The 13675-nt window shown below is 49.0% G+C and carries 8 protein-coding genes; 1 reads left to right on the top strand and 7 read right to left on the bottom strand.

Annotated elements, in window-relative coordinates; all coding sequences use genetic code 11:
* Window positions 1-25 precede the first annotated feature (25 nt).
* Window positions 26-1582 carry a sigma 54-interacting transcriptional regulator gene (locus FIM25_RS11845; protein WP_139449571.1) on the top strand — a complete coding sequence of 519 codons (1557 nt, stop codon included), beginning with the start codon at window positions 26-28 and terminating at the stop codon, window positions 1580-1582.
* Window positions 1583-1653: 71 nt separating this feature from the next.
* Here FIM25_RS11845 and glnA read toward each other — a convergent pair whose 3' ends face one another.
* From glnA to FIM25_RS11810, 7 genes are all read right to left on the bottom strand, one after another.
* Window positions 1654-3066, bottom strand: coding sequence for a type I glutamate--ammonia ligase (gene glnA, locus FIM25_RS11840; RefSeq protein ID WP_139449569.1), 1413 nt, complete (start codon window positions 3064-3066; stop codon window positions 1654-1656).
* Window positions 3067-3237: 171 nt separating this feature from the next.
* Window positions 3238-3576 (bottom strand): P-II family nitrogen regulator, encoded by a 339-nt coding sequence (locus tag FIM25_RS11835; protein WP_139449567.1) that lies wholly within the window; start codon window positions 3574-3576, stop codon window positions 3238-3240.
* An 89-nt stretch (window positions 3577-3665) separates the two neighbouring features.
* Window positions 3666-4880 carry an ammonium transporter gene (locus tag FIM25_RS11830; protein ID WP_139449565.1) on the bottom strand — a complete coding sequence of 405 codons (1215 nt, stop codon included), beginning with the start codon at window positions 4878-4880 and terminating at the stop codon, window positions 3666-3668.
* A gap of 138 nt (window positions 4881-5018) precedes the next feature.
* Entirely contained in the window at window positions 5019-7646 is a 2628-nt protein-coding gene (gene glnD, locus FIM25_RS11825) for a [protein-PII] uridylyltransferase (RefSeq protein ID WP_139449562.1), read from the bottom strand.
* Between the two features lie 377 nt (window positions 7647-8023).
* Window positions 8024-9355 carry an NADP-specific glutamate dehydrogenase gene (gdhA, locus tag FIM25_RS11820; RefSeq protein WP_218961412.1) on the bottom strand — a complete coding sequence of 444 codons (1332 nt, stop codon included), beginning with the start codon at window positions 9353-9355 and terminating at the stop codon, window positions 8024-8026.
* 338 nt (window positions 9356-9693) lie between these two features.
* Complete coding sequence (locus tag FIM25_RS11815) at window positions 9694-10878, bottom strand: thiolase family protein (protein WP_139449559.1); 1185 nt, start codon at window positions 10876-10878, stop codon at window positions 9694-9696.
* A 128-nt stretch (window positions 10879-11006) separates the two neighbouring features.
* Window positions 11007-13418 carry a 3-hydroxyacyl-CoA dehydrogenase/enoyl-CoA hydratase family protein gene (locus tag FIM25_RS11810; RefSeq protein WP_139449557.1) on the bottom strand — a complete coding sequence of 804 codons (2412 nt, stop codon included), beginning with the start codon at window positions 13416-13418 and terminating at the stop codon, window positions 11007-11009.
* Window positions 13419-13675 lie beyond the last annotated feature (257 nt).

Raw genomic sequence — 13675 nt, 5'->3', positions numbered from 1 at the left:
ATCATGATCACCCGAGGAGTTTCCCATGCAGAGAAAAACACAGCATGACAGCCCTGCCATCATCACAGACAGCATTGCGGATGTCACCCTGCTCTACGAGATATCCAAAGCCCTTGGCGAACATATGGATTTAAAAAAATCCCTTTATACTGTCATGGATATTCTTGCCAACCATGGCAACATGCAAAGGGGTACCATTACCCTTCTCAACCCCGTCACCGGAGAAATCCGCATTGAGGTGGCCCACGGGATGAGCAAGGGAGCCATGGCCAAAGGGATTTACAAGCTGGGCGAAGGGGTTACAGGCTCTGTCATTAAAGAGGGTAAGCCCATTGCCATTGAACGCATATCCCAGGAAGCCAGCTTTCTTAACCGTACATCCGTCCGGAAGAATGATGAAGATTATTCCTTCATCTGTGTGCCCATCAAAGAGGGCGATCATGTCATGGGTGCCTTAAGCACAGACCGGCCTTATCAGGAAGACTTTGATCTGCAGCGGGGCATGCAGCTCCTTTCTGTTATCGCCACCATGCTGGCCCGCCACGTAAGCAATCTTGAACGCATACAGATGGAAAAGGAAAGGCTGAAGGCAGAAAACCGCAGACTGCAGGAAGAGCTGGAAAAAAAATACAGATTTACCAATATTGTGGGCAACTCCAACAAGATGCGGGAAGTCTATCAGATGATCTCCCAGGTTTCCCGCAGCACGGCTACGGTATTGATACGGGGAGAATCCGGCACAGGCAAGGAGCTTGTGGCCAACTCCATTCACTACAATTCAAACCGGGCCAACCAGCCCTTTGTCAAAATCAATTGTGCGGCTCTGCCGGAAAATCTCATTGAAAGCGAGCTTTTCGGCCATGAAAAAGGAGCTTTCACAGGTGCCATCAGCCAGAAAAAAGGTAAATTCGAACTGGCCCACAAAGGAACCATCTTCCTCGATGAAATGGGCTCCGTATCCCCGGATGTACAGGTCAGACTGCTGCGTGTACTTCAGGAGAGGGAGTTTGAGCGGGTGGGGGGGCACAAAACCATCAAGGTGGATGTGCGGGTGGTGGCCGCCACCAACAGAAACCTTGAAAAAGCCGTTGAAGAGGAAAACTTCCGCGGTGATCTCTATTACCGCCTCAATGTTTTTCCCATTTACATGCCGCCCCTGCGGGAACGCAAAACCGATATCCTTTTACTGGCGGACTTTTTCCTTGAAAAATATGCAAGGGAGAATGAAAAGGACATCAAACGCTTTTCCACTCCTTCCATTGACATGATGATGGGATACCACTGGCCGGGAAACGTGCGGGAACTGGAAAACTGCATTGAAAGGGCTGTTCTGCTCTGCGAGGAAGGGGTAATTCATACCTACCATCTGCCCCCCACCCTGCAGACTGGTCTGGAAACGGGCAGTCTGCCGGCCCATTCCCTGGAAGAGGCCGTTGCCAAACTGGAAAAAGACATGCTGGTGGATGCCCTTAAAAACACCCGGGGCAATGTCTGCCAGGCGGCCAGCCTGCTGCAGACCACCGTTCGCAAGTTTTCCTACAAGGCCAAGGCCTATGACATTGATTACAGAGAATACAGATAAAAGAATATAAAAAACAGGGAACCCATAAATTCAGGTTCCCTGCCTCTGCCCCCTGTAACTACAGCAAGCGCTTAGATATCATAGTAAAGCTGAAACTCATGGGGATGGGGCCTGCGCCGCACCTCTGTCACCTCTTTTTCCATCTTGTACTCAATCCATTTGCTTATAACATCCTCTGTAAAGACATCGCCTTTCAAAAGGAAGGCATGATCTTCCTTCAGAGCGTTGAGGGCTTCTTCCAGGCTGCCCGGCGCACTGGGAATGTTTGCCAGTTCTTCGGGCGGAAGGTCATAGATGTTTTTATCCATGGGATCGCCCGGATCCATCTTGTTCTGAATCCCGTCAATCATGGCCATCATGATGGCGGAAAAGGCAAGATATCCGTTACTGGAAGGATCGGGGGTGCGGAACTCAATGCGCTTGGCCTTGGGAGAGTCCACGCCAATGGGAATACGGATGGCTGCGGAACGGTTACGGCCTGAATAGGCAATATTAATAGGAGCCTCAAAACCCGGCACCAGACGTTTATAAGAGTTGGTGGTGGGATTGGTAAAGGCGCAGAGGGCACGGGCATGCTTCATGATGCCACCAATGGCCCAGAGTGCTTCCTGGGAAAGACCAGCATAGAGATTACCCGCAAAAAGGGGCTTACCATCCTTCCAGAAAGATGCATGAATGTGCATACCAGAACCATTATCACCGAAAAGAGGCTTAGGCATAAAGGTAACGGTGTGCCCGTTTCTGTAAGCCACGTTTTTCAGCACATACTTAAACCATACCAGCTGATCCCCCATTTCCAGAAGGGGCTTGAAGCGCATATCAATTTCCGCCTGACCGGCCGTGGCCACCTCATGGTGCTGACACTCCATGGCAATGCCAATATCTTCTAAGGTCAGCATCATTTCAGAGCGCAGATCCTGGAATTTGTCCATGGGAGGCAGGGGGAAATAGCCTTCCTTGGGCCGGGGCTTATAACCAAGGTTGGGCCCTTCATCCTTTCCGGTATTCCAGGTGGCTTCCTTGGAATCGATGCGATAAAAGGAAGAATGCTGGGAAGACTCATAGCGGATATCATCAAAGATGAAAAACTCAGGCTCAGGCCCTATAAAACAGGTATCACCTATGCCCGTGGATTTCAGATAGGCCTCCGCCTTGGTGGCAATATGCCTTGGGTCTCTGCTGTAAGGCTCCTTGGTGATGGGATCGGCAATATTGCCGATGAGTACCAGTGTGGGATGCTTGAAAAAGGGATCCATCTTTGCAGTTTTTGCATCGGGAATCACCAGCATGTCCGAGGCATCAATGGACTGCCATCCGCGGATGGAGGAACCATCAAAACCAAATCCATTTTCAAAGCTTGATTCATCCAGCTCACCTATGGGGAAGGAACAGTGCTGCCAGGTTCCTGGAAAATCCATAAACCTGATATCAACCACTCTTGCATTGTTTTCCTTGGCAAAGGCCAGAACGTCTTTTGGGGTCATCATCATTCTCCTTTTGAACCTGTATCAAGGCTCATGTTACATGGGGGTCGGATAAGGCCATTTTTCAGGCCTGTACCGGAATCATCCGGCATTTTTTCTTCTGATCCTTATTTACTTTTCAATACTGCCATATACTGCAGAACCTTTAAGTTCCGCCAGTTTCCGGCATTTTCAGATGGCATCCGGCCCGGTTTCTCCGGTACGAACCCGCACAACGGATTCCACGGGTATCACAAAGATCTTACCGTCACCGATCTTATCGGTCAGTGCCGCCTTACGGATCACTTCCACAGCTTCCTCAATCCGATCTGCGGGCAGCACAATCTCTATTTTTACCTTGGGGATAAAATCCACCACATACTCGGCCCCACGGTAAATTTCCTTGTGCCCCTTCTGGCGACCATATCCTTTAACCTCTGAAATGGTCATCCCCTGTACCCCTATTTCATTCAGGGCTTCTTTTACATCATCAAGCTTAAAGGGTTTAATCACTGCCTCTATCTTCTTCATGGGCGGATTCCTTTCTCAAATTTTTTTATGAAAAGTAGGTTTCTCCGATTGCTCCCTTTCCCAAAAACTGGGTCAGGGAGACATAAGGATCAGAGGGTATATCCGACCTCGCTGTGCTGGGAGAGATCCAGTCCCTGGATTTCCTCTTCCTCACTGACACGCAGGCCTATAAAGCGATCAATCAGCTTCAGGATAATTAAAGAACCTATCAGAGAAAACGCAATCACTGCAAGGGAATCGATGAGCTGTATACCAAGCTGCCCCGGGTTTCCGTAAAAAAGACCATTGGCTCCGTCTGGATTGATGGCAAGGGAGGCAAAAAGCCCGGTAGCAAGGGCTCCCCATAAACCACCCACACCATGTATGGCTACAACGTCCAGGGCATCATCATAACCGAACCGGGCCTTCAGACGAATGGCCATGCAACATATAACACCTGCCACAAGACCTATGGCAATGGCAGCCATGGGGCTTACAAAACCGGCAGCAGGAGTAATGGCCACAAGACCTGCTACAGCACCGGAGGCGGCACCCAGAGCTGTGGGCTTTCCATGGACTTTCCATTCATAAAGCATCCATGAGAAAGCAGCAGAACCTGCAGCAACCTGTGTGGTCATAAGGGCATTCACAGCAATGCCGTCTGCAGCAAGGGCGCTTCCTGCATTGAATCCGAACCAGCCAAGCCAGAGAATACCAGCACCAAGTACTGTCATGGAAACATTATGGGGCGGCATGGCTTCCTTTCCCCATCCCTTACGGGGACCAATGACAATGGCTGCTGCCAGAGCAGCTACTGCAGAATTGATATGAATCACCGTACCACCTGCAAAATCGAGAGCACCATGTGCTTCTATCCAACCTCCTCCCCATACCCAGTGGCATACGGGAAGATATATTAAGCTTGTCCAGAAAAAGGTGAATACAAGAAAGGCAGAAAACTTAATACGCTCAGCAAAGGCACCTGTAATCAGTGCCGCTGTGATAACAGCGAACATCAGCTGAAATGCCACGAAAAGAAGATGGGGAATCGTGTCGGAATAAGGTCCAGGCTCCGTTCCCACACCGTTCAGAAAAAGATATTCAAAATTACCGATAAGGCCACCCACATCCGTTCCAAAGGCCAGGGTGTAACCATAGGTCACCCATATGAGCGTTACCATGCCAAGGCAGATGAAACTCTGCAAAATGGTAGATAAAACGTTTCGAGAGCGCACCAGCCCACCATAAAACAGGGCCAGTCCGGGGGTCATAAACATCACAAGGGCGGCTGCCACAAGCATGAAAGCGGTATCTCCGGTATCCATTGATCCTTCTCCTTTTAAGGTTTCAACAAAGCTGCAGTGGCTTTCTTCGGTTTTTTGACCGGCCGGATAAAAAACCGAAAAAAGCATTTTTCTACTGCTCTGCCTTCTGTCATACATAACGGATTCCGGAGACTTAATTCAGGCCTCTGGCAGGACGTTGCGCACCGTCTGCCGGATCAGGGCTTCCTGCTCCGGGGAATCCATCTTTTCACCATCAAAATCCCGTACATAAAAGACATCCACCACCTGATCCACCTTAGTGGCTATTTTGGCACTCTTCACATCCAGCCGGCACCGGAAAAGGGCACTGGTCAGACGAAAAAGCAGTCCGGGAAAATCATAGGTATGCACTTCTACTATGGTGTAGAAGCTTGAACTTTCATTATCAATGCGGATATGGGGCGGCTCCAGAACCATGCCTTTCCGGGAAGGGGCAAAAGGAGCCTTGGCTATAATGGTGCCTATCTCAATTTTACCACTGAGAAGATCTTCAAGATCCCTGCGGGTTTTTTCCCAGGCTTCTTCTTCAAAAATCTGGTCCGGTGGCGGTTTGAGTATGAAAAGATTGGCAGCTGCCCCATCCTTCCAGCCGTAAATACGGGCATCCAGAATCTCAATCCGGTTCAGGGTAAAAGCACCTGCTGCTCTTGAAAAAAAGCCGGGCTTGTCATCGGCATGGATTAGTACCCGCCGCAGATCAGCCTGCGGGCAACGCTCCACATGCCAGGCAAAGGGGACATCCTTTCTCTGCAGGGCAAGGCGCATATGGGTCCGGATATCTACAACGGAAAGTTCCAGCAGATAGGCGGGCGGCATGCCTGCTATCAGCCTTTCCATCACTTCCAGCTCTGCAGGGTCTACTTCTTCAAGTATCCGTCCCTGCTTTTCCTCTATGCGTTCAATGGCCTCCTCTTCTGCAAGCTCTCCCTTTTCAAGCATCTTCAAAACCCTGAAGTAGAGACTTGTGAGCAAAGTGGCCGTCCATTCGCTCCATGCCTTGGGACCTGTGGAAAGCGAGTCCGCAACGGTCAGCAGAAAAAGCATGCGCAGGCGCTCAGGATCCCGGATTTTCATTGCACAGGCGGTAATGGTCTCTTCGTCATTGACATCCCTGCGGGTAGCAGCCTTAATGAGAAAAAGATGCTCCTGTACAAGAAAGATAACCGTATCAGCATAATCCGAACGCATACCGAAACGTGCCAGAATGGTCCGGGTCAGGCCAGCACCCTCACTGCTGTGATCATTTGTGGAAACACCTTTGCCAATATCATGGAGCATGGCACCCCAGAAAAGCAGACGTCTGTTTTTAATCTCACCAAAGGTTTCATGGTAAAGGGCATCCTGACCATGGGGCTTTTTTACCGGGGCCAGAGAAAAATCAGCCACGGCCTGAACCGTTCTCAGGGAATGTTTAGCCACAGGGTATAAGTGATATTTATTATATTGAATGCGGCATGTTATAGCATCAAATTCAGGAATCAGACGAATAAGAATACCTGTAGCCTGCATCTCGTTTAGGGGGTGGTAGGCAAAGGAAGGCGTTGCAAGAATTTTTTCAAACATTTTCAAAACATCCCTGCGACTGCGGAAGGCATCATCCACAAGGTAACCCATCTCCCGGACAATTCGTTTGGCTTCTGCGGAAAGGGGCAGCTTTTTAGAACCGCTTTCCTGAAAAACCGCCACCAGAAGCTCCGGGTTTTTCAAAACACTCTTGATATCATCAAAGCCCAGCATTCCTTTATGAATAATAAGACCTGGGACCTTTGTCGTTTTTCTGTACCTTCTTTTAAATCCAAGTTTCTGCTCATGACCGGCTTCATCCAGAAGCATGAGCAGGTGCTGCTTGATAAAATCCATTTCCTGATGCAGGGCTCCGAGAAAACGCTCCACAGAAGTCATGCCGTCACCCGGAATAAAACCAAGAGTTTCGGCCAACTGCATCTGATGTTCAAAATAAAGCTGATCACATTTTCTGCCCGTCAGATAATGCAGGTGGTTACGCACCTGCCAAATAAAGGCCAGCGCTTTTTTCAGATTATGAAATTCTTCCCATGAAAGATAACCGTTATATTCCAGATCTCTTGGCTCTTTCAGACCAAACCGGACCCGTCCCAGCCAGAGCATGGTATGGTAATCCCTCAAGCCGCCCTGCCCCAGTTTCAGGTTGGGCTCCAGAAGATGGGTTGAATCCCCAAACTGCTCATGCCGTTTCCGATTTCCTTCCACCAGCCAACCCATTATTTTTTTGGGATGGGACTGTACAAAACGGGCCCTGAGTTTTTCCATCAGCGTCATAAAAAGGGGGGACATTCCACATACAAAACGAGCATCCAGCACGGCGGTCAGCACTTCCAGATCCTGGCTGGCAAGGTGCAGACACTCGGAAATGGCGCGGGTGGCATGCCCCACTTCCAGACCGATATCCCACAGCGGATAAATCACTTCCTGAATCAGAGCCTCAGCTGATGGCGGAACTTCCTTTTCAAAGAGAAAAAGAATATCCACATCTGAATGAACGCACTGCTCCATCCGGCCATAACCACCCAGAGCAATGATAGCATAAGGATTTCTTGCAATGTCCATGAGGGGGCCCACATCGCTGAGGGTAAAACTCTCCCGAAAATAAGAATCAATAAGGGCTGCATGACGAACAAGAAAATCTTCAGCCCTGCCGTCCAGATATTCCTGAATCAGCTGACTGCGCTTCTCCTTCAGAACCTGTATTGCTGAAGATTTTTTATGGGTCTGTAAATTTGTCATCATCGCATCACCTTTCTGTCAAACTATAAAAGCAAACTGCATGCCACAAAAACACAATACCAATAAGGCATTATTATAAATGGGAATACACACATAAAAACCTGGCTGGTATTTATTTTTATTGTTTCAAAAATGTTATAAACACAGCCTGGGGCAACAACATTTTTGTACTTTTTAAAGATCAGGCAAAGAAAAAACTGTAGCTACCGACCTGACCTTGCACGAATTCCGATTTATGGCAAGCTTTCTGTCCCACATAAAAGGCCATAAAAAAAGATCCACACCCGGCCTTAAAAGCGGATGTGGATCTTTTTAAATAAAAAATCTAAAACCCCATGGTCCCTGAAACGATGGAAGAATCGTTCTGATTTTACACCTTACTACACAACTCCCTGAAGAATCATGGCTCTGGCAACTTTAAGGAAACCTGCAATATTGGCACCCTTCACATAGTTCCCTTCTTCCCCGAACTCCTTTGCGGCATCCCAGGCATTATCATGGATGCTCTTCATAATTCCCTTGAGCTTTTCATCCACTTCTTCCCGGCTCCATGAAAGACGCATGGAGTTCTGGGTCATTTCCAGACCGGAAGTGGCAACACCACCGGCATTGGCAGCCTTACCCGGACCATAAAGGAGCTTGTTCTTCTGGAAAACCTCAATGGCTTCAGGCGTACAAGGCATGTTGGCACCTTCTGCCACCAGCATACAGCCATTTTGAACCAGATCCTGAGCCTCTTCTCCGGAAACCTCATTCTGGGTAGCAGAGGGGAAGGCACAGTCCACAGGCACACCCCAGGGCCGCTTACCCTCGGTAAAGATGGCCTTGGGATACTTCTCCACATACTCACTGATCCTGCCACGCTTTACATTTTTAAGGTCCATGACAAAGGCAAGCTTTTCCTCATCAATGCCTGAAGGATCATAAATGAAACCGCTGGAATCAGAGAAGGTAACAGGTGTAGCCCCAAGCTCCAGAAGCTTCTGGGCCGTATACTGGGCCACATTACCGGAACCGGAAATGGCGCAGGACTTGCCCTTGAAGCCCTTACCCTGCTGGGCCAGCATATTCTGTGCGAAATAAACACAGCCATAACCCGTGGCTTCGGGCCGGATAAGGGAACCGCCAAAATCAATACCCTTACCCGTAAGAACACCGGTAAAATGGTTGGCCATGCGCTTGTACTGGCCAAACATATACCCGACCTCACGACCACCCACACCGATATCCCCGGCAGGTACATCCGTGTCCGGACCGATATGGCGGAAAAGCTCTGTCATGAAGCTCTGGCAAAAACGCATGATCTCGCCTTCGCTTCTTCCGTGGGGATGGAAATCGGAACCGCCCTTACCACCACCAAGGGGAAGGGTGGTCAGGCTGTTTTTAAATACCTGCTCAAAGCCAAGAAATTTCAAAATTGAAAGATTTACCGAAGAATGAAAGCGTATCCCACCCTTATAAGGACCAATGGCACTGTTGAACTGAACACGGAACCCCCGGTTCACATGAATCTTTCCGGAATCATCTACCCATGGCACCCTGAAAAGTATCACCCTTTCCGGCTCCACCATACGTTCAAGAATGGAATAATCCTGAATTTCCGGCATCTGAGAGACAACAGGCTCAAGGCTTTCCAGTACTTCCTGCACAGCCTGAAGAAATTCTGGTTCATGACTGCTACGGCCCTTGACCTGACTCAACACATCCTGAATATATGCGCTTCCCATCCAACTCTCCTTTTTTGGGCAGGTACAATCCCGGTAAAAACCTTGGGAATTTTCCCGCATTCTTATGGTAAACAACCTTGATTAACAGCTGCGGAATCTAACATTTTTGAATTATCTTGTACAGTTTTCCACACTGTTTTTTTATATTTATTCAGCAAACATGATCATTCACCATATTTTATTCTGAAATTAAAGAATATTTTTTCAGGATAAAACATGCTGAATAATTAGCACATACAAAAAAAGGGACACCCCCCGGAAAAGAGGAGTATCCCTTAAAAAAACAAAGTGTCCGGGGCGGTACAGGCCGCCCCTTTTACTTTTTAAACCATTTCAAAGATACCAGCAGCACCCATACCGCCACCGATACACATGGAAACGATACCATACTTACCACCGGTACGCTGCAGGTGGGAAATCATGGTAGCGGTCAGCTTGGCACCGGTGCATCCCAGAGGATGACCCAGAGCGATGGCACCACCGCCCACATTCACCTTGTCCATCATGGGGGTTCCCCACATACCGAGGTGCTTGCAGCAGTAGATAGCCTGGGAAGCAAAGGCTTCGTTGATTTCAAAGATATCAATATCTTCAAGCTTCAGACCAACCTGAGCAAGGGCCTTGGGAATGGCATAGATGGGACCAATACCCATTTCTTCGGACTTGCAGCCAGCTACAGCATAGGCGATCATCTTGGCGATGGGCTTCAGGCCGAGACGGTCACAGGCTTCCTTGGATGCGATCAGGGTAGCGGCCGCACCGTCGGTGGTCTGGGAAGAGTTGGCTGCTGTTACAATACCGCCAGCCTTGAAAGGGGACCCCAGACGGCCAATACCTTCAGCAGTGGTACCTTCACGAACACCATCATCTTCGGTGATCATCTTGGTTTCGATGGCGTAGCTTCCGTCAGCCTGGGGCACATAGTAGGTAGCAGGCGTGGGAACGATTTCCTTGAACCAGCCAGCCTTCTGGGCAGCAGCAGCCTTGGCATGGGTATTGGCTGCAAACTCGTCCATTTCCTGACGGGAAATCTTGTACCATGCAGCTACGTTCTCAGCAGTTAAACCCATATTGATATAGGCTTCGGAATTGGTTTTGGCAAACTCAGGATGGGGACGGGGAGAGTAGCCACCCATGGGAACATAGGTCATGGACTCGATACCACCACCCATGGTCATTTCGGACCAGCCGGCACCTACGCGCAGGGAAGCAAGGGCAATAGCTTCCAGTCCGGAAGAGCAGAAACGGTTAACCGTGGCTCCTGAAACTTCGTTGGGGAAACCCGCCATACGGGCGGCAACACGACCGACATTAAGACCCTGCTCACCTTCGGGGAAGGAGCAGCCGATCATGCAGTCATCAATTTCCTTAGGATCAACACCCACTCTTTCCACACATGACTTCATTGCATGGGAAAGCAGATTCTCAGGACGGGTTTCACGGAAACCACCCCGACGGTTCTTGCAGCCAGGAGTCCTTACGGACGATACGATATATGCATCTCTCATTGTATTCCTCCTTCAAGAAGAAAACTTAACAAATATAATCACCGGTTATAAGTAAACAGCCCATAATATTCTGGTAACCGAACGAAAATCCCGATCTGTCAAGGATAAGGATCTCCGCTCAGCCTATTTTAGTTACGCAGGGGCTTGCCGGTTTTCAACATGTGATCGATACGGGCAACGGTTTTTTCTTCCTTGCAGAAATCAACGAAGGCGTCACGCTCAAGCTTGAGAATGGTTTCTTCGGCAACTTCCGTACCTATTTTGACATTACCACCGGAGATAACAAAGGCAATGCGCTTGGCAAGGAAAGCATCATGCTCGCTGAGGAAACCGCCGTTAAGCATATTGGAAATCTCAGCAGTAACCATACCCTGACCTTCAACACCCACAACACGAAGTTTCTTCTGCTGGGGAGCTTTGTAACCGGAAGAAACCATGGAGAGAACTTCTTTTTTGGCTTCACCGATGAGAAGATCGCGGTTCATAACAATGCGGTCTTTCCATGGATGCATATGACCGTTGGCCACGGCACCATCGGCGCTCATGGAAACTTTGGCCATAGCAATGGCCATGAAGGTGTTGATGAAGAATTTGGTCAGATCAACTTCTTTGGCAGTACCGCCGGGAAGGGAATCGATCATTTTCTTGTACAGGTTGAGACAGCCACCACCGGCGGGAAGAAGACCAACGCCGATTTCAACCAGACCCATGTAAAGATCTGCATGGGCAACGATCTTGTCCGCACTGAGGCAGGTTTCACAACCACCGCCCAGAGCCATGCCATAGGGAGCAGCAACCACGGGGAACTTGGCATAGGTGGCACGCTGAAGACCGGCATGGGCCATGGCCAAAAAGCTTTCGATTTCGCTGTAAGCTTTGTCATGGGCCAGTTTGGAAACAAAGGAAAGGTCGGCACCGGCTGAGAATGCACCGGGCATACCGCCTGCCTGATTACCAATAACAACACCAACGCCATTGGCATCAACATAATCCATGGACTCGCCCATGAATTCGATGATTTCCTTGTTCAGGGCATTCATCTTGGTGTGGAATTCCACACAGAAAACACCATCACCAAGGTCAACAAGGCTGGCAGAAGGACAGGTTTTTACAACCTTGTTGTCTGCTTTGACAGCAGCCAGACTGATGGCAGCTTCATTGGCAGGAACTTCCTTGTAGGTGGCAGAAGCAAAGTCATAGTAGAAGAGTTTACCGGAATCCATCTTGTAGAAGGTTTCATTACCCTTAGCGAGCATTTCTTCTACTTTGACAGATACGGGCAGCCCTTCGGCCTTCATACGCTCTACGGATTTTTTAACGCCAATGGCATCCCATGCTTCAAAGGGACCAACTTCCCAGCCATAGCCCCACTTCATGGCATTGTCGATTTCAACAAGGCTGTCGGCAATTTCTGGAATGCGGTTGGCACAGTAGGTCAGCTGAGAAGCGGTGCAGCTCCATACAAATTTGGCACCCTTGTCTTCGCCCCATACTACGGTGGCAATTTTTTCAGCAAGGGTATCTTTAGCCTTTGCCGCTACAAGGCAGTCAAATTCAGGCTTGGCAATATCAATGTATTCACCGGTGGCAGGATCAATCTGCTGCTTGAAACGCTTGCCTTCGGGGGTTTTACCTTTTTTATAGAAACCCTGCTTGGTTTTGTCGCCAAGCTTGCCGGAAGCCACCATGTCTTTGACATACTGGGGAACGGCAACAGTTTCACGCATTTCATCTTCGGGGCAGAGGTTGTAGGAGTTATCCGCAACATGGACCATGGTATCCATGCCCACAAGGTCGGCGGTACCGAAAATGGCGCTTCTGGGACGACCCATGGCAGGTCCGAAGAGTGCATCGGCTTCAGCGATGGTGATACCATCCTGTGCAACCTTCTGCATAACAACGCCGATACCCTGAATACCAATACGGTTACCGATGAAGTTAGGAGTATCTTTGGCCCATACAATCCCTTTACCCAGACTTACTTCGCCGTAATGGGCAATAAAGTCAAGAACTTCCTGGCTGGTTTCAGCACCGGGAATAAGTTCAAGGAGGTGCATGTAACGTACAGGGTTGAAGAAATGGGTACCAAGGAAGTTCTTTTTGAATTCAGCAGAGCGGCCTTCGGAAATTTTTGAAAGGGGAATACCGGAGGTATTGGAGGAAATGATGGCGCCGGGCTTCATTACCTTATCAATGCGCTCAAAAAGATCCTGCTTGATTTTGAGGTTTTCCACGACAACTTCACAGATCCAGTCGCACTCACCGAGCTTATCAAAATCGTCAGTCAGGTTACAGGTCTGGATACGTGCAGCATCCTTTTTGGTGTAGAAAAGGGCAGGCTTGGCGCTGAGGGCACCTTTCATACCGGCTTCTACAATGCGGTTTCTGGCCGCAGGATCATTTTTTTCTTCGTCCTTCAGGTCAAAGGGAACGATGTCGTACAGGTAAACATCGGCTCCTGCGGCGGCCAGCAGAGCGGCGATACCGCCACCCATGATACCGGAACCGATAACAGCGGCCTTTCTGATTTTTCTACTCATGATTACCTCCTGAATATAATAATTGACAAGCAAGCAAACCCAACCTAATTCGACTGCCTGAAATATGACCCACTGCAATATCAAAAACTTTGTTTGTATGTCAAGGGATTTTAGCCCCTGTTAAAACAAAGCCAAAGGCAAAAAAATCTCAAAAAATTTCAAGCTCTTTTAGCCCTTTACAGACAAGCATGCGCCACATCCCGGATAAGACTGTAAATATGATAAGCTATATAACAGGGAAGATGATTCGTCATTCA

Origin of the sequence: Desulfobotulus mexicanus (assembly GCF_006175995.1) — a bacterium.
GTDB classification, from domain to species: domain Bacteria; phylum Desulfobacterota; class Desulfobacteria; order Desulfobacterales; family ASO4-4; genus Desulfobotulus; species Desulfobotulus mexicanus.
The sequence above is the reverse complement of the archived record's forward strand: the minus strand, read 5'-3'. Positions and strand labels throughout refer to the sequence as shown.

Excerpts from the sequence above, each read along its gene's own strand:
- FIM25_RS11845 (WP_139449571.1), top strand. The coding sequence starts at position 26 with ATGCAGAGAAAAACACAGCATGACAGCCCTGCCATCATCACAGACAGC.
- glnA (WP_139449569.1), bottom strand. The coding sequence starts at position 3,066 with ATGACCCCAAAAGACGTTCTGGCCTTTGCCAAGGAAAACAATGCAAGA.
- FIM25_RS11835 (WP_139449567.1), bottom strand. The coding sequence starts at position 3,576 with ATGAAGAAGATAGAGGCAGTGATTAAACCCTTTAAGCTTGATGATGTA.
- FIM25_RS11830 (WP_139449565.1), bottom strand. The coding sequence starts at position 4,880 with ATGGATACCGGAGATACCGCTTTCATGCTTGTGGCAGCCGCCCTTGTG.
- glnD (WP_139449562.1), bottom strand. The coding sequence starts at position 7,646 with ATGATGACAAATTTACAGACCCATAAAAAATCTTCAGCAATACAGGTT.
- FIM25_RS11815 (WP_139449559.1), bottom strand. The coding sequence starts at position 10,878 with ATGAGAGATGCATATATCGTATCGTCCGTAAGGACTCCTGGCTGCAAG.
- FIM25_RS11810 (WP_139449557.1), bottom strand. The coding sequence starts at position 13,418 with ATGAGTAGAAAAATCAGAAAGGCCGCTGTTATCGGTTCCGGTATCATG.